This is a genomic window from Buttiauxella izardii (assembly GCF_003601925.1).
GTDB classification, from domain to species: domain Bacteria; phylum Pseudomonadota; class Gammaproteobacteria; order Enterobacterales; family Enterobacteriaceae; genus Buttiauxella; species Buttiauxella izardii.
Genome location: NZ_QZWH01000016.1, coordinates 23,744 through 40,036 on the forward strand (window position 1 = coordinate 23,744; position 16,293 = coordinate 40,036).

The following is a 16,293-nucleotide window of genomic DNA, read 5'->3' on the forward strand; positions in this document are numbered from 1 at the left end:
TCGTTATTCCTCTTTTTTTATTTCGATACTGCTGTCGCGCACATGTATCAGCAGGTGGTAGGTATGTCCGATGCCTTCAACAGATGTTATTTGCTTCCATTCGGTCGTTTGATCGTCAGAGAAATAGGCCACTACGCCGATATAACGCGTAGCAGGATTCATCTTCATCGTCGGCAAGGTTTTAATAACATCGGGCAGCAAACTGAAATCCTGGTGATCGAGATAATTTTTGCCTAATGCTTCATCGAGTTTGGTGCTGGCAATCAGATCAAAGTCAGCTTCCTGAAGCTTTGAATCTTCACTCATATAGATAAGCTGAAGGCTAACCGGCGAGCCTTCACCACTTTCGTTGGGATTAGTATTCGGCTCGGTTAATAGCGTGACGATCACTTCTGAAGGTTGGTCGGCGACCTCACCCACTTGAATATTCGGATCGGCGATCACCTGGCCTAATTTTTTTGCCGTTTCGCATCCGTTAAGTGTTCCTACGATGAGGCACAAAAGCGCCATCGTCAGGGGCCATCGACACTTCATAGTGCATCCGCCTCCCGGTTCGATTGGCGTAATACGCGGTCGTAAACTTGAGCGTAAACCTCGTTAAACAACTTTTCGAAACCCAGTTGCCGACTGGATGCCAACTCATCGTAATAGTTGCAGTACATGTTCCAGGCCCAGGCTTCGTTCATCTCCTGACGTTGCTCGTGGCTACGGCGGTACTGGGCAAAACGTGTCATTAATTGATTTGGAGAGAAGGCTTCAAGCATCAGGCGCAGTGCTTCAACGATAGCGATTTGATTCGCCTGGTTGTGCAGCTTCATGTTACGTAGACTTTCTGCGACGGCCGCCGGAGCAGATAAATGCACTGGACTCTTTTCATCGGCAAACAGCACATTCAATGCGCTTTCATAGCTTAGATTCAGGCGTAGTGGATTATCTTCCAGTGGGCGTAAGTGCTTATCAGATAGGCTATTTTGCTGATGTTGCAAATCTAACAACCCCTTTACCGTCGCTTGTAAAGTGCGGCCTATTTCTTCAAGGAAATCATCAGCATTTTGCGAATTATGCAATGGAAGTGCATGACTTAAACCACGCATCAGCGGTGATACGGCAACGTGGTGATAAGTCAGGTCGTTGACATGATTCTGGTGCGATTTTTCATCTTTTTCAGTACGTAAATTCTGGATATCGGGCAAATCCATAAAATGGTTATCAATGCCACCTTTATGAGCAATGTCCGAACCTGGCGCGGTTAGCGGTACGTGATGGGTATATTGCATAAGAGAAGGTTCTTCAAATGCTGAGAATGTCGCGTGGTGAGTCGTCAGATTCTCTTTTTGCAATGCCGCAAGAGGGTCTTGAGAAAAACCATTCACAACGGAAGGCGCTATTTCTCGATAGGGTAGAGTGCTTTGATAGCTGGGTTGCCCTTCGGTGGTGAGTAATGTTTCCGCTAGCCGATCGCGGTTCATCACAATAGTTTCAGGCGTCGCATTTTGAAGATCAAAATCGGCACCTTCACCCAGATGAAACTGTGCTTTTATACGCAGCGAACCGAGGCTAATTTCATCCCCCTGGCGCAAGCGAATTAAACCCGCGCTTTGTGTTACAGGAGCCTGATTTATCTGTAAATTCCGGGTGAGTATTTGCAAACAAAAGGTGCCGTCTTGCCAAACAATGGATCAGGCTTTGTCATCAATGTTTTGTTTGTTGTCTTGTATAGACCAATAACACATTTCGGCATGGCCAATATCACCGCCTTCTGTCGTAAACAGGCATTTTGCTGCCCGGCCACTTTCCAGTTCATTACCGTTCAAAATCTGTAATGAGAGTGACGGCTGCTGTTTATCCTCTGCCATACTGCGCTCCGTGTTTTAAAGCTTGGTTACGATCTCACCGTGATTGTCACGTGAGGATACTGATCGGGGCGCCCGAGAAAGCTCGTCCATCCCAGAAGTGAATTTTGTTCATTGCCAAGCGTCATGCCGCCCACTTGTTGCGGGGCAATCCCTAAGCGCAGATCCCAGGCGAACTGGTCTCTTAAAACGAAGGCGACAAAAAGCGTTAGCGGAAGGAAATTTTTGCCATTAGGTAAAAAAGAAAGAAAACGATCGCGAGTGAGATTATTGAGGCACAACAAAAACTTACCGCCGCGGTCAGGAATTTGAGCCCCGATGGAGAAGTTTTTACCCAGCACTGATTTTTCCAGGTATTTATTGCTGCCGCGCATAACCCGGCTTCCCAATCTGTTTTGTTGCTAAGGGGCAATACGCACTTTGCGCAATTGCCAGCCGTGTAATGCGACTTCGTCATGATCAAAGCAGTGAGTGACCAGGCTACAAATCACTTCGGGCGAACGGCCTGGATTAGCCAGTGCTCCTGAGTAGGCCAGCATTTTGCTGTGATTGATTACCAGGCGACTACGAATGCTTTCGCTACCTAATCCAACGAGGGAATACATCCGTTGTGAAAAGGCATCCACGCCGCCATTGCGAAAACAGGCGTAATAACGATATTTGCGCCAGATGTGGTAGACGAATTGAGTCCAGCGATGGGAAAACATATCGAGAAAGTCGCCAAGTTTTTTCTCACCTTGCGCAGATCCCCACGCGAGATTATCCAGGTAATAGCCAGGCAATGGAGACTGACTGCCATGCAATCCCAGAAACGTGGTGGTCATAATCAACGGACCAGTTTTATTACGCGTAAGCGCTTGCACATCGCTTTTAGGAAAAGCAATGCTGGCATCTGCCTGAAATCGTAACACTTCATTCTGCGGTTCAGTTTGAAGCGAAATAAGTTGATAGTTTCCGGTCTGTTTATATATCGCTTCAACGAGTACATAAAAATTGTAGCGGCAGACATCGTGAAATGGATTATTCACCATTAAATCAGCGCGTGCTGACCTATTCTTTCCGGCCATTCGTAACACTCCTGATTATCGATGTTGACAATTTTTAATTCGTGGAAGCTATTTACGCTGGCGTAGAGTGAAAAAAAGTGTGAAAGCACCGTGCCCAATAAATAAAGCTCACCTTCGCAAACGAATGGGGTTTGACGGATATAGATGGTTGACGCTAATCCTCTGATTGGCACACCTTTAAAAAGATGATCGACCGGTTTGGTTTCAATCTTCTCAATCGCATCTAATTTTTGTTGAGATAACCGTGCCGCTTGAGGATGATGAATACCCGGTAAATCATAGGTACGTAGTACTTGTTTCAAGGCATCAAGATCTAGCAAAGACAGATAGTTAAGGCTCATATTTGATAGCAGCGACCAGTGTAGACTTCCGTCAAGAATCGGATACAAAGGATGCGAAGGGCGGGTGACATTCCTGAACGAGGACACCGCTGGATTTTTCCCCATTGCACGATGGATATCGCCAGTTTTGAGCTGTGCAGGCAAGTCTCGATTGGTACAAGTTAATTCGACCGACACCACTTCGTATTCACCATTTTTATATTCTCTTTCAGGTGACGTACCATCACCATGAACAAATGAAATAAAATGCTCAAGCCCATGATAGGAAATCGAGGTTTTGGCTTTAACCCGATAATATAAAGCTTCACGTTGCTGCGCATATTCAACCTGATGCTGGAAACTTTCAAAAGATGAATAGGTTCGTGTAATCGATTCGGTGAGCTTTCCTTGATTTTCGTTATCAAAACGCCAGCCACTTTCAACATGATTAACAGAAAATATATCGTAACATTCAGAGAGCCGATGGTGTGCTTTTAACAAATAATCCGTTGTGGTGTTATCAAGTACAATAGTCTCTGCGCTTTGTGAAAAAAGATTCACCGCAGGTGTGCAATACAAACGAACAGATTCCTGCCGTAGCTTAAGATCGGGAGGCAATGGTTTTGAAAAATGTAACCGTAGCGTGAATTCCTCAGTGACTGTATCTGTCGGGATCGAATGAACACCCGTGGTATCGAAAAAGAAAAAGCTATCTAAATAGCACAGATATTCTTGCAATATACGATAGCCACTATAAACATTCTTTGGATAAGGTAATAATGCATCTTGTTTTTCAAAACCTACCGGAGTCAGTCTGAAATCAGGCATACGCAAAATGTCTTCGCCCACAACTAACTCTGCTTCTGTCATATATTCGCAGAACCACAGGTAGAGTTGGTAGCGAGTGTAATTATCGTCGTTACCTAACCACAGGCGAATTTTGTCAAAATCTAGCGTACTGATGTCCTGTGGTTTACCAAAAGTGAATGTAATATCAATCATGCCATGTTTATGGCTGCTATTAGTGGCAACATCAGCAATGCTAATGGGCAATAACCAGACGTCGCGGCTCAATGTGAATACGCATGCTGGAATAGATTCTTCAGCATGCTGATCCGTGTTTATCCCAGTAGCATCACCCGGAGCACTCATAACTTGTGAGTTTGAGTCTATTAAAAATGCAGTGGTAACGGTTTTCGGATTGGGTGTGTATTCGATAATCGTCATACTAGGTGTCGGGCGCAGGTAATTTGGCCACAACATATTGAGTAGACTATGAGTCAATTCAGGAAATTCATCTTCAATTCTGGAACGTAAATTACCCGATAAAAATGCAAACCCTTCTAATAGGCGTTCAACATCAGGGTCTGCTTCTTTCTCTGCCAGAAAGGGAGCTAAATGTGGCTTTTCTTTAGCCAATAGTTTTCCCGACTGGCGCAGATAATCCAGTTCTTCTCGAAAATATCTTTCCTCAAATGACATATAACTTAATCCAGATTGTAGTGGTTTTGATTATCTAATTGCATATTAAATTCCACGACATCTCTGAGGCCATTAAAGTCTATATGCGCCACAATATGAAAACTAAGATCCATGGGATTATATCCATCACTGCTTACAGCATGGACTTCTGCTTGTTTTATACGAGGTTCGTAATCCTCGATGCATTGTTTAATCGCTTCTTCGATTGTCCTTCTAAAATCTGCCGTTGATGCAGTCGCATCGTTGAGATCGATAACCCCTAAATTCAATGTACTTTGAGAACTGCCAGGCCTGGAATTAAGTATGCTGCGCAGATTACGTTTAATCGATAACTGTAAGTTTTCGATCTGCATTGCACGTGAATAGCTAACCGATCCACTTTCAATGCGCTCAAATAAACTGGCAGAAGCCCCTCTTTTTCGACCTGGCGTTATCATGATTATTCCTTGTCAAGCCTGCCAACAAGAGATAATTCAAAGTTAGCACCCATGTATTTAAAATGAGGGCGAACTGAAATAGCGACCTGATACCAACCAGGCTCACCATCAACATCTAATACATCAATTTTGGCTGCGCGAAGAGGTTTGCGGCTACGTACGTCTGCTGGTGGATTTTCTTGATCGGCAATGTATTGCTTGATCCAGTTATTCAACTCGCGTTCCAGATCGTTACGAACCTTCCACGAACCGATTTGCTCGCGCTGCAGCACTTTGATGTAGTGCGCCAGGCGGTTGATAATGAACATATACGGCAGTTGCGTACCCAACTTATAGTTGGTTTGCGCAATTTTCCCTTCCGGTGTGCCAGGGAATTTACGAGGTTTTTGCACTGAGTTTGCAGAGAAGAAGGCTGCATTATTGCTCCCCTTACGCATGGTCAGCGTAATAAATCCCTCTTCGGCAAGCTCAAATTCACGACGGTCGGTGACGAGGATTTCTGTTGGGATTTTGGCTTGTGTTTGACCTAATGCGTCAAAGAGATGCACTGGCAAATCGTTTACCGCTCCGCCGCTTTGTGGGCCAATAATATTTGGACACCAGCGATATTTAGCAAAGCTATCCGTCAGGCTACTTGCCAATAAGAAGGCCGTGTTTCCCCATAAATAATCTTCATGACGATGGCTAACATCTTCCTGAAAATTAAAGTTTTTAATGGGGTTTTCGATAGGTGAATAAGGCAGGCGCAATAAGAAGCGTGGTGCCGTTAGGCCCAGATAACGGGCATCTTCAGATTCACGCAATGTGCGCCACTTGGTATATGACGGTCCTTCAAAAATTGATGCGACGTCTTTGATCGTTGGCAATTCAGTAAAGGATTTTAAACCGAAGAAATCAGGCGATACAGAAGTCAGGAATGGGGCGTGAGCCATTGCTCCTACTGCGCTCACATAGTTCAGCAGCTTCATATCCTGAGCGGTATTGTTAAATGCGTAGCTGCCAATGATTGAAGCAATAGGTTCGCCGCCAAACTGACCATAACCCGATGAATAAACGTGCTTATAAAATCCAGATTGAACAATCTCAGGAGCAAATTCAAAATCTTCCAGCAGCTCTTCTTTGGTCGCATGCAGGATATTAATTTTGATGTTTTCTTTGAAATCTGTGCGGTCAACTAGCAGCTTCATCGAGCGCCAGAATGACTCAACTTCCTGGAATGGTTCAGCATGCAAAATGTTATTCATCTGCTTGCTAATTTTGCTGTCCAGCTCTGCAATCATGCGATCGACCGCGAGTTTGTTCACTGGATCCTGGTGATTACCCGTCTGCAAGATGCTGGTGACAAACGCGGCAATGCCCTGGCGAGCAACATCATAACCGTCAGACTCTGGCTGAATGCGGGTCTGAGCCATGATCTCATCCAGAAGCGATGTTGATTTAGCAACCGCTCCCTTCACGGGCGAGGCAAGTTCTTCCTGTAATGACATGTTCAAAATCCTTCTTAAAATTATGCCTTATTGACGATATCGAGCTCTTTGAGGAGTTGGGCACGCGACTCCTCTTGATCCAGCAATGCCTGTAACTGAGAGCGGAAAGCAGGAACATTGCCCATTGGCCCTTTCAATGCGACCAAAGCCTCACGGAGTTCAAGCAATTTTCTGAGTTCAGGAATCTTTCTGGCGATGTTATCCGGGGAGAAATCTTCGAGTGATTTCACATCAAGCTCGACCTGCATCTCTTCACCTTTTTTCTCGCTTAGGGCGTTGCCCACGCTAAAATTCAGGTTGATACCCGTCTCACTCATGACTGAGTTAAAATTGTTTTTGTTGATAGAAACTGAACTGCGTTCATCTAACTGTGAATCTTCCGCTCGGCCTTTCATATCGCCGACGACTAATAAATTCAGCGGTAATTCAACCTCAGAATTTAATCCATCAGCTTTTGGAACATAACGGATGTTAATTCGCTCTTTAGGTGCGACGCTACCGTCTTTACTGTTACTCATATTTGGTTACCCTTTTTGTTACGCACTTTTAGCATGCCAGGCATCGATTGACCGGCTTTATTAATAAATACAATATGGACGGTAATATCTTGCTGGTTAACCCTGAATTGCGGCTACGTTATCACTATAAGTCGATATTTTGTATAGGTGCAAAAGTACAGAAAACGACTTTCCAAATTTATTATTTGCTACTGGTGTATGTTTACAACTTGACCCCAAGTGGGAAAGCACCACTTTTAGGGGTTGTTGTATTATGTTTTTGTATATTTCATGGGTTACTTATAATTTAAAATAGTGATTAAGGTAGGGATACGGACATTGCCTTATTTTTGGTTTTTTCATCTATTTACTAATGTTATTTTATCGCTGATTTCATTTTTGTTCTGTTTGCCAGTTGAGAAGTTTTAACGATGCGAGTGATTTTATTTCATCCATTTTATTTAGTTCTCTGAGTGGCTGGCCAACCTAATGAATATGTGGGAATCAACGTTGATTTATAGTGATGTTTATTACTTACAGGAGTTTTTTCAATGCCAACCCCATGTTATATATCAATGACGGGTCAGACCCAGGGACATATTACCGCTGGCGCTTTCACCTCTGAATCGGTCGGGAATATTTATGTTCAGGGGCATGAAGATGAAATGCTGGTGCAAGAGTTCCAGCATATCGTCACGGTTCCTACAGATCCGCAATCAGGCCAGCCTGCTGGTCAACGTGCTCACAAACCTTTCATTTTCACCGTGGCGCTGAATAAAGCTGTACCGCTGCTTTATAACGCATTGGCTTCCGGTGAAATGTTGCCAACGACAGAACTGAAATGGTTCCGTACATCTGTAGAAGGTAAGCAGGAGCATTTCTTCACTACGCGCCTGACTGACTCCACCATTGTGGATATCAATTGCCATATGCCGCATTGCCAGGACTCAACTAAGCGTGAGTTCACCCAGTTGATCCAAGTCTCTCTTGCTTACCGCAAAATTGAATGGGAACACACGTCTGCTGGTACTTCAGGTGCTGACGACTGGCGTGCTCCACTGGAATCTTAATTCCAGGTTAAAGGTAATAACGTCCTGCATGCAGGACGTTTTTATATCCTTTAAATAATCAGTGTTTGCTTTTCCCACTAGTAAACCGTGAATAAATCTCCTGAGCATTAACCTGATAGGTCTGTTGTTTTGATTTTTTAATTACATTTTCCAAATCTTTTACTTTAGTTGTATTGACGGGAGGAGTGGGTATCGCTGTCTCAATACTCGTTGGTGAATACATTTCCCAGTTACCCGTTTTGACATCAATAACGGCATAGCGCGTTAAATAACGTAGTGAGCTTATTTGATCGTTATTGCTGCCAGGCTGATAATCCTGCCACACAACCGCGTTAGCTTCTTTATCGAACTTACCCATTTGCAATGTTGGCCAATAGACAATCACCGTGCTTTGTCTACCTTTTGCACCTAAATAACGTAAGGTCAGCGCGTAACTATTGGCAATAGCCGATGGTTCTTTGTTAGCGTGACTTCTTTTCGAAGGAGGAATACCAGAGAATGTCGCGACTTTATAGTATTTCTCTAGTTCTTTTTGCATATCGGCATCGGGGTTTTTCTCGCCCGACTGCACCAGAATTAAGGAAGCCCCACGCGGAATACTTATTTCTTCTTCAGCCTGAGCAATAGCATCCTGGATATCTTCCTCAGTGATTTCAGCCGTAGGGTCCCAACCAAAAAGTTCTTGTTCCGTTAGCTGAGTTGATACGGCAGGGCGTGATTTATATGTTGATTTTTGAGTGTCAATAAATTTCCCCTGCTGATTACATCCGCTCAGTGTCAGGCAGAAAATAGTAGAGGTGATACCAACAATGATCTTTTTATATTCCATTATAATGATGTACCTTTTCAGCAATTCACAATGACATCGGGTTAGCCGAAAATAATAAGGTACATCAGGGAAAATGACGCATTGAGAAAGTATCGGTTTTCGTACTTTCTTAATGTGAATTGCCTGAATCAGAATTGATTCAGGCTTTCATCGTTTTAATCTTTCGAAACCACAACCTGCCCGTTGTATTCAGGCACATCAGAGACTTTCTCGGCACGAGCCAGCCAGCGGTAGCAGCCTGCACTCATAAATGCACCGATAAACCAGCTAAAGTTCGCCACTTCATGAAGCGAAGGAATAAAGCTGATGGTCAGACAAATGGCGACGGACGGCACCAGCGCAAGAATTGCTTTGGGATTGAATCCGCCTTTGTACCAATAGCGGCCTTTGGAAGTGTCATCAAACAAGTCGTCGACGTAAATCTTGCTGCGCTTAATCACGTAGAAATCGGTCAGCAGAATGCCAAATAGCGGCCCAATAAACGATCCCAGCACATCGAGCGTGTAGTGAATAAGTTCAGGTGACTGGAACAGGTTCCACGGTGTCAGCAATACAGAACCCACAGCTGCAATCATCCCACCGGTACGGAAGCTGATTTTCTGCGGCGAGCAGTTAGAGAAGTCGAATGCCGGGGAGACGAAGTTCGCCACGATATTAATGCCAATGGTGGCGGTAATCATGGTCAGCAAGCCAATGGCCATCGCGAGGCTATTGCCCACGTGGCTTACGGTTTCGATTGGGTCGGTAATCATTTTGCCAAATAGTGATTGTGTGCCGGAAACAATAACCACGGTCACAATCGAGAACAGCAGGAAGTTAAACGGCAGTCCCCAGCGGTTGCCACGGCGGATCTCTTTCATACTTTTTCCGTAGCGCGAGAAGTCACCGAAGTTCAACAATGGGCCGGAGAAGTAGGAAACGACCAGTGCCGTTGCGGTCAGCATTTGCCAGGCTTGTTCGCCTGAAGTGAGTTGTTTGCTGGCAAGAGTAAACGAAATTCCGTCAAACCCTGTTTGATACAAAATCCAGCCTGCCAGAGCCATCATCACTACATAAACCGCAGGCCCAGCGATATCAATAAAGCGCTTAATGGCGTTCATGCCGTGCCAGAACACCATCGCTTGCAGTACCCACATGATGCCAAAGCAGATCCAGCCGAGATGTGAGAGGCCGAGGAAATGCCCGGTCGTCATCGGCGCGAGCGACGGCCAGAATTTCAACATGACTAACATCAGCGCGTTGGCTGCCAGATAAGTTTGGATGCCGTACCAGGCGAACGCGATAAGCCCGCGAATCACCGCCGGAATATTTGCCCCGAAGACGCCAAATGCCTGGCGGCAAATGACCGCATAAGGCACACCCGCCATCTGGCTTGGTTTTGCGACCAGGTTTGCACACAGTTGCACGATACAAATTCCGACCAACAGGCACAGCAAAACTTGCCAGCTCGCCAGCCCTAATGTGAAGAAACTGGCGGCCACCACATAGCCACCCATACTGTGCACATCGGACATCCAGAAAGAAAAAATATTATACCAGGACCATGTCTGGTTGCGCGTCGGCGCCAAATCTTCGTTACACAGGCGCGGGCCGTACCCGGCATTGGCGCTATCGGTCATGGTTGCTGACGTATTTTCAGTGTTTGGCATGAAATCTGCTCCTTTAAAAACAGATGCTGACGGAATGTCTGCAACTTTTGTTGCATTAACCAGGCCAGGTTTCATATTTTATGGAACGAATGGATTTTTCAGGCTTTTAAGGGCAGGAATAAGTCCGTGGCAATGCACATAACGCTTCACCATAGTGCAACCGATCATTTTATTGCCCGGATCTGGTGCTAAATCGAAGGTAAAAAATACAGAGGACTCAGCATGACGAAACATTTGATCCAGGTGATCAACCCAAATACGAACATTGCGATGACGCACACTATTGCAGAAGCAGCGCGAAGCGTGGCGGCTCCATCAAGCGAGATCGTTGCCGTTTGCCCCACGCAAGGTGTGGAATCTATAGAAGGACATTTTGATGAAGCCATTGCCGCCATCGGCGTGCTTGAGCAAATCAAGCGTGGCAAGGAGCAGGGCGTGAGTGGCCATGTGATTGCCTGTTTTGGCGATCCTGGTTTGCTGGCAGCGCGTGAACTGGCGGATGGGCCGGTTATCGGTATCGCCGAAGCGGCGATGCATGTTGCAACGATGGTTGCGACACGCTTCTCAATTGTGACTACCTTGCCGCGCACGGTCATCATCGCGCGCCATTTATTACAACAGTATGGATTTGAGCACCACTGTGCGGCGCTACATGCGATCGATCTTCCGGTTCTCGCTTTGGAAGATGGCACGGGTCTTGCTCAGATGAAGGTACGCGAGCGTTGTATACAAGCTATGAAGGAAGATAACAGCGGAGCCATTGTGCTCGGTTGCGGTGGGATGGCGAATCTTGCCCGGGAACTGACTGCCGAATTAGGCATTCCGGTTATCGATGGCGTCACGGCTGCGGTGAAAATGGTGGAATCCCTCATCGCACTTGGCCTTGGAACCAGTAAACACGGCGACCTCGCGTATCCGAATAAAAAGCCGTTATCAGGCTGTTTTGACATGCTGAGTTGATGTTCTGGCTCGGCTCATAAGGAACCGAACCATGACTGCTGTAAAAACCTATAACTTTACTGAAAACTACCCGCGTGACATGAAGGGTTACGCGGGTAAGCCGCCCCATGCGCAGTGGCCGAATAACGCCCGTATTGCCGTGCAATTTGTGCTTAATTTTGAAGAAGGCGGTGAAAACCACGTTCTGCATGGCGACGCCGGTTCTGAACAATTCCTTTCCGATATCATCGGCGCGGCCAGTTTCCCTGACCGCCATATGTCGATGGATTCGCTCTATGAATATGGCTCGCGCGCCGGGTTCTGGCGCATTCACAATGAATTTCAGAAACGCGGCTTGAGCATGACGGTTTTTGGTGTTGCGATGGCGCTGGCGCGAAATCCCGAAATTGTGGAGGCGATCAAAGCGGCGGACTACGACGTGGTGAGTCACGGCTGGCGCTGGATCCACTATCAAAATCTTGATGAAGCCACCGAGCGCCAGCACATGCATCAAGCCATCGAAATCCTTGAGGATTTGTTCGGCAGCAAACCCATCGGCTGGTACACCGGGCGCGACAGCCCGAACACTCGCAGGCTGGTGGCGGAAAATGGCAACTTTATGTATGACAGCGATTATTACGGCGACGACCTACCGTTCTGGAGCGAAGTCGCTTGCAGCGATGGCAGCGTAAAACCCCATCTGATCGTGCCCTATACGCTGGATGCTAACGACATGCGCTTTGCCACCGCGCAGGGTTTTAACACCGCCGAGCAGTTTTATACTTATCTGAAAGACAGTTTTGACGTGTTGTACGAGGAAGGGGAAACCGCTCCGAAAATGATGTCGATTGGCATGCATTGCCGCTTGCTAGGTCGCCCTGGTCGTTTCAAAGCGCTACAGCGTTTTCTGGATTACGTGCAGCAACATGACGATGTGTGGATTTGCCGTCGTCAGGATATTGCCGAGCATTGGGTGAAGACGCATCCGTTTAACAAATGATTCGAGTGGCGGGTGTGTTGACCCGCCATTCTCTGTTTAACTCATCAAGCTGACATGGGCGGCGACAATGCGCCAACCGTAGGGAAACTTCACCCATGTTTGCATCTGACGGCCAATTTTGTCGCTGCCTTCCCGAGTAAATTCGGTGCTGGCAACGGCCATATCATCACCGTAAGTGGTGATCGTCGTGTTCTGTAAAAGCCGGTCTAAGCCCTGTGATGATCGTGTATTTCTGAACGCTCTGATCTCATCGATCCCATACAGGTTTTCACTGGCACCGTAGCGAACAGTGCGCGGATCGGACCAAAATAATTCATCTAACACCGCAACATCGTTGCTAATCAGCGCTTGTTCGTAGCGGTAAAAAGCGGCACTCACTTCATTGACGATTGCCGGGCGATCAATATTGTCTCGCATCATAATATTTACCTTACCTGGTGATTTTCCCTGCCAGCATACCCTGTATTTCAAGCCGATGGGCGGCTCTCAGGCAGATATCTTCTCGCCATGGCGGCGCAATGAGCTGCACGCCAATTGGGTTGCCGCTTGCCGTCATTAACGGCACTGTTACGACCGGGAGGCCGAGGAACGAAATCGGCTGGGTTAGCATTCCCATGCTAGCTTTTACCGGAAGATCGGTTCCGTTGATTCGCATGGTTTGCTGGCCGATAAGTGTGGCGCTGCATGGCGTTGCCGGGGCGATTAACAGATCAAATTTGTCGAATAGCGGCAGCGTTTTATCACGGAACCATGCGCGGAAACGTTGTGCCTGCGTGTACCAGGCGGATGGCGACATCGCCCCAGCCAGCAGGCGCTCGCGAGAGTTAATTTCAAAACGTTCCGCCTCTTCGCGCAACGCGGGCAAATAATGGTTTCCCCCTTCAGCCGCAGAGAGTAAAAAAGCCGCCGAGCGCGCTAATTCGGCTTCGGGCAACGTGATGCAATCCAGTGCTTCGAGCGACTGAGCCACGCGAGCGACGGCATTTTTGGCATCAATATCACACCAGGTTTCAAAAAAACCACCCAACACCACGCACCGTAAATGCGATGAGTGTCCCAGTTTATCGGCGACGGGTTCAGTTTCCCGAGTCGACTGAAAATGATCATCCGCATCCCTTCCCTGAAGCGCGTCATAAACCAGAGCCAGATCATCTACGCTACGAGCCAGCGGGCCGATATGATCGAGGCTTGCAACAAAAGGCTGGCTGCCTCTGCGCGACAATCTGCCGAAAGTCGGTTTCAGCCCCAGAATGCCGCATAACGAAGCGGGGACACGAATCGATCCGTTGGTATCAGTGCCGAGGGTAAAATTTACCATTCCAGCCGCGACGGCTGCCGCAGAGCCGCCGGATGAACCGCCCGCAATTCGTGTTAAATCATGCGGGTTGCGGGTCGCGCCATAATGGCTATTTTCGGTGGTAAAGCCGTAGGCGTAGGCATCCATATTCAGCGCGCCTGAAAGCATCGCTCCGGCAGCGTTTAATTTTTTAATCGCGAAAGCATCAATGGCGGCGGGCGGTTTTGTACTAAACAATTCGGCACCGGCAAGTGTTGTTACGCCTTCAATATCAAAGAGATTTTTTACCGCATAAGGCACGCCAGCCAACGGAGGCAGCGTTTCCCCGCGCGCGCGCAGTTGGTCAATGGCGGCGGCTTCTTGCAGTAAACGCGAGGCGGTAATTTCCGTAAACGCATTAATATCAGGATTAACTTGCTCGATTTTCGCAAGCGTGACCTGAGCCAAATCCTGTGCGGAAAACTCGCCGATAGCTAATCCTTGCTGAATATCGCGAATGGAAAGTGCGTTCATAACTTATAAATCCCCGCGACTTCCTGGCGTTCAGGCAATGGGAAATCGATTAACGGTTCTGCCATTTTCTCCATGCGTGTCAATTGCACTTCAAGTTCCTGGCGGCGTGGCTCATCAACGGGAACGTCAAGCAGTTGCTCCATGACTTTGATATACGCGGGCCAGTCGATAGAATTTAATAGCATTTTGTTCTCCTTAGAATCCTGCGGCGCTGCCGTTGCTGCGTGGGTCGTATGCGCCTTCGAGCATGCCATTGGTGTGGCGCACGATGGCACCCGCATGGCCGACGGCTTCGCTAAAATCGGGCAATGCCTCAACGTCATGCCCCAATTCTTGTAACGCTTTGAAAGTTTCAGGGCTGAAGCGGCCTTCTAATTTCAGGCTGTCGGAAGCTTGCCCCCAGGTTCTGCCGAGCAGCCAACGTGGAGCGGTGACCGCTTCCTGAAGTGCCATGCCCTGAATGACGTGGCGGGTAAAAATGGCGGCCTGAGTTTGTGGCTGTCCGTCACCGCCCATCGAGCCATAAACCATGGTGCGCCCATCAGCCAGGCGTGCGGCGGCTGGGTTCAGCGTGTGGAATGGCTGTTTCCCGGGAGCCAGGCTGAGCAAACTTTCCGGGTTGAGGCTGAACGCCGCGCCCCGGTTTTGCCACAACACGCCGCTTTTAGGCAGCACCACGCCGCTGCCAAATTCGTGATAAATACTTTGAATAAACGAAACCGCCAGGCCGCTGCTATCAATCACACCCATCCAGACCGTGTCGCCGGGGCCTTTGCCGGTTCCCCAGTCTGCGGCTTTGTGGTCATCAATTTCTGCGGCGAGTGCGGCGAGCGGTTCAGGTTCCAGCAAACTCTGGATTGAAGTGGTGATATGGCGCGGATCGGTGATGTATTTGTCACGCAGCGCAAAAGCTTTTTTGGTCGCTTCGACGATGCGATGAACCGTTTGTGTTTCATTGGCTTGCGCCATATCCAGATTCTCGGTGATCCCTAGGATCGCCAGCGAAACCAGGCCTTGCGTCGGCGGCGTCATATTATAAACATCGCCCAAATGGTGGCCCAGATGCAGAGGGATACGCCGTTTGGCGCGTTGCGCGGCGAGATCCTGCAACGTAATCGGCATACCTGATTCAGCAAGCTCTTCGGTGATCAGCGCCGCCAACGGGCCGCGATAAAAACTCTCAAGCCCTTCAACGGTCAGGCGGGTTAAGGTTTCGGCCAGCCGTGGCTGAGTGAAACGGCTGCCCGCGCGTGGGATTTCGCCTCGGTCTAAAAAAGTTTCGGCAAATCCGGAGATGTTAACCAGCTCGTCGTATTTGCTGTGCGTCGCCAGCGCCTGAGATTGGGTGACTGGAATGCCGTCAGCCGCGTAGCGTATGGCATCGGCCAGCAAACGTGACAGCGGCAATTGCCCGCCGCCCAGTTGTGTCGCTATCTTTAAAGCTTCGTCCCAACCGCTCACGGTTCCCGGCACAGTAAGCGCTGCTTTAGGGCCACGATGCGGGATTGACGTTTCGCCTGCGTAAAATTCCAAAGATGCGAGAGAACCCGCAGCACCGCTGGCATCAATGGCAATCGGTTCGCCTTCCGGCGGCACAATCAGCCAGAAACCATCACCGCCAATACCATTCATGTGGGGATAAACCACGGCAATCGTTGCCGCCGCTGCCACCATCGCTTCGATAGCATCGCCACCGTGGCGCAGCACGGATAATGCGGTTTCACTGGCTAAATGGTGCGGTGTCACCGCCATACCGGACGGGGCCATATTGCTTTGCATCATCGTTTTATCTCTCAGAATGGAAGCTTAAGTGTATCTCTAGCAAGAGATGTTCCAGGTTGACTCGGTTAGTT

Annotated in this window: 14 protein-coding genes and 2 pseudogenes; 3 read left to right on the forward strand and 13 right to left on the reverse strand. The window is 48.0% G+C overall.

Going from position 1 to position 16,293, the window contains the following annotated elements; all coding sequences use genetic code 11:
• Positions 1-3: 3 nt before the first annotated feature.
• The 7 genes and pseudogenes from tssJ to tssB all read right to left on the reverse strand — a co-directional run bounded on the left by tssJ (position 4) and on the right by tssB (position 7,164).
• The gene (gene tssJ / locus D6029_RS08855; protein WP_120064422.1) at positions 4-534 is read right to left on the reverse strand and encodes a type VI secretion system lipoprotein TssJ; all 531 of its coding nucleotides are present in this window, start codon (positions 532-534) and stop codon (positions 4-6) included.
• Positions 531-1,856, reverse strand: a pseudogene (gene tagH, locus D6029_RS08860) (type VI secretion system-associated FHA domain protein TagH). Before tagH ends, tssJ begins: the two are co-directional and overlap by 4 nt.
• A gap of 26 nt (positions 1,857-1,882) precedes the next feature.
• Positions 1,883-2,920 (reverse strand): annotated as a pseudogene (tssG, locus tag D6029_RS08865) (type VI secretion system baseplate subunit TssG).
• A complete protein-coding gene (gene tssF, locus D6029_RS08870) occupies positions 2,884-4,722 on the reverse strand; it encodes a type VI secretion system baseplate subunit TssF (RefSeq protein ID WP_120064423.1) in 1,839 nt (612 codons plus the stop codon). Before tssF ends, tssG begins: the two are co-directional and overlap by 37 nt.
• 5 nt (positions 4,723-4,727) lie before the next feature.
• Entirely contained in the window at positions 4,728-5,159 is a 432-nt protein-coding gene (gene tssE / locus D6029_RS08875; RefSeq protein WP_120064424.1) for a type VI secretion system baseplate subunit TssE, read from the reverse strand.
• A gap of 2 nt (positions 5,160-5,161) precedes the next feature.
• A complete protein-coding gene (gene tssC / locus D6029_RS08880) occupies positions 5,162-6,646 on the reverse strand; it encodes a type VI secretion system contractile sheath large subunit (RefSeq protein WP_120064425.1) in 1,485 nt (494 codons plus the stop codon).
• Between the two features lie 20 nt (positions 6,647-6,666).
• The gene (tssB, locus tag D6029_RS08885; protein ID WP_120064426.1) at positions 6,667-7,164 is read right to left on the reverse strand and encodes a type VI secretion system contractile sheath small subunit; all 498 of its coding nucleotides are present in this window, start codon (positions 7,162-7,164) and stop codon (positions 6,667-6,669) included.
• Positions 7,165-7,694: 530 nt separating this feature from the next.
• Here tssB and D6029_RS08890 point away from each other — a divergent pair.
• Positions 7,695-8,213 (forward strand): Hcp family type VI secretion system effector, encoded by a 519-nt coding sequence (locus D6029_RS08890; RefSeq protein WP_120064427.1) that lies wholly within the window; start codon positions 7,695-7,697, stop codon positions 8,211-8,213.
• Between the two features lie 58 nt (positions 8,214-8,271).
• Here the strand turns inward: D6029_RS08890 and D6029_RS08895 are convergent, their stop codons facing one another.
• Complete coding sequence (locus tag D6029_RS08895; RefSeq protein WP_120064428.1) at positions 8,272-9,042, reverse strand: lipoprotein YafT; 771 nt, start codon at positions 9,040-9,042, stop codon at positions 8,272-8,274.
• 155 nt (positions 9,043-9,197) lie between these two features.
• Entirely contained in the window at positions 9,198-10,691 is a 1,494-nt protein-coding gene (locus D6029_RS08900; protein ID WP_120064429.1) for an NCS1 family nucleobase:cation symporter-1, read from the reverse strand.
• Positions 10,692-10,913: 222 nt separating this feature from the next.
• Between D6029_RS08900 and hpxA the strand changes: the two genes are divergently transcribed.
• Positions 10,914-11,651 (forward strand): allantoin racemase, encoded by a 738-nt coding sequence (gene hpxA / locus D6029_RS08905; protein ID WP_120064430.1) that lies wholly within the window; start codon positions 10,914-10,916, stop codon positions 11,649-11,651.
• A gap of 31 nt (positions 11,652-11,682) precedes the next feature.
• Positions 11,683-12,630: an allantoinase PuuE gene (gene puuE, locus D6029_RS08910; RefSeq protein WP_120064431.1), complete on the forward strand. Its 948-nt coding sequence runs from the start codon at positions 11,683-11,685 to the stop codon at positions 12,628-12,630.
• Positions 12,631-12,666: 36 nt separating this feature from the next.
• On the opposite strand, the gene hpxZ is transcribed toward puuE, so the two are convergent.
• The 4 genes from hpxZ to D6029_RS08930 are packed head-to-tail and all read right to left on the reverse strand — an operon-like array spanning position 12,667 to position 16,222.
• The gene (gene hpxZ, locus D6029_RS08915; protein WP_120064432.1) at positions 12,667-13,050 is read right to left on the reverse strand and encodes an oxalurate catabolism protein HpxZ; all 384 of its coding nucleotides are present in this window, start codon (positions 13,048-13,050) and stop codon (positions 12,667-12,669) included.
• A 10-nt stretch (positions 13,051-13,060) separates the two neighbouring features.
• Positions 13,061-14,440 (reverse strand): AtzE family amidohydrolase, encoded by a 1,380-nt coding sequence (locus D6029_RS08920; RefSeq protein WP_120064433.1) that lies wholly within the window; start codon positions 14,438-14,440, stop codon positions 13,061-13,063.
• Positions 14,437-14,625: an oxalurate catabolism protein HpxX gene (hpxX, locus tag D6029_RS08925; protein WP_120064434.1), complete on the reverse strand. Its 189-nt coding sequence runs from the start codon at positions 14,623-14,625 to the stop codon at positions 14,437-14,439. Before hpxX ends, D6029_RS08920 begins: the two co-directional genes overlap by 4 nt.
• 10 nt (positions 14,626-14,635) lie before the next feature.
• Entirely contained in the window at positions 14,636-16,222 is a 1,587-nt protein-coding gene (locus D6029_RS08930; protein ID WP_120064435.1) for a gamma-glutamyltransferase family protein, read from the reverse strand.
• Between the last annotated feature and the right edge of the window lie 71 nt (positions 16,223-16,293).

Bases quoted from the DNA above. Each gene is read 5' to 3' on its own strand.
- hpxZ (WP_120064432.1), bottom strand. From the start codon at position 13,050: ATGATGCGAGACAATATTGATCGCCCGGCAATCGTCAATGAAGTGAGT.
- D6029_RS08930 (WP_120064435.1), bottom strand. From the start codon at position 16,222: ATGATGCAAAGCAATATGGCCCCGTCCGGTATGGCGGTGACACCGCAC.
- tssE (WP_120064424.1), bottom strand. From the start codon at position 5,159: ATGATAACGCCAGGTCGAAAAAGAGGGGCTTCTGCCAGTTTATTTGAG.
- D6029_RS08895 (WP_120064428.1), bottom strand. From the start codon at position 9,042: ATGGAATATAAAAAGATCATTGTTGGTATCACCTCTACTATTTTCTGC.
- puuE (WP_120064431.1), top strand. From the start codon at position 11,683: ATGACTGCTGTAAAAACCTATAACTTTACTGAAAACTACCCGCGTGAC.
- D6029_RS08890 (WP_120064427.1), top strand. From the start codon at position 7,695: ATGCCAACCCCATGTTATATATCAATGACGGGTCAGACCCAGGGACAT.
- D6029_RS08900 (WP_120064429.1), bottom strand. From the start codon at position 10,691: ATGCCAAACACTGAAAATACGTCAGCAACCATGACCGATAGCGCCAAT.
- tssJ (WP_120064422.1), bottom strand. From the start codon at position 534: ATGAAGTGTCGATGGCCCCTGACGATGGCGCTTTTGTGCCTCATCGTA.
- tssB (WP_120064426.1), bottom strand. From the start codon at position 7,164: ATGAGTAACAGTAAAGACGGTAGCGTCGCACCTAAAGAGCGAATTAAC.
- hpxX (WP_120064434.1), bottom strand. From the start codon at position 14,625: ATGCTATTAAATTCTATCGACTGGCCCGCGTATATCAAAGTCATGGAG.
- tssC (WP_120064425.1), bottom strand. From the start codon at position 6,646: ATGTCATTACAGGAAGAACTTGCCTCGCCCGTGAAGGGAGCGGTTGCT.
- D6029_RS08920 (WP_120064433.1), bottom strand. From the start codon at position 14,440: ATGAACGCACTTTCCATTCGCGATATTCAGCAAGGATTAGCTATCGGC.
- tssF (WP_120064423.1), bottom strand. From the start codon at position 4,722: ATGTCATTTGAGGAAAGATATTTTCGAGAAGAACTGGATTATCTGCGC.
- hpxA (WP_120064430.1), top strand. From the start codon at position 10,914: ATGACGAAACATTTGATCCAGGTGATCAACCCAAATACGAACATTGCG.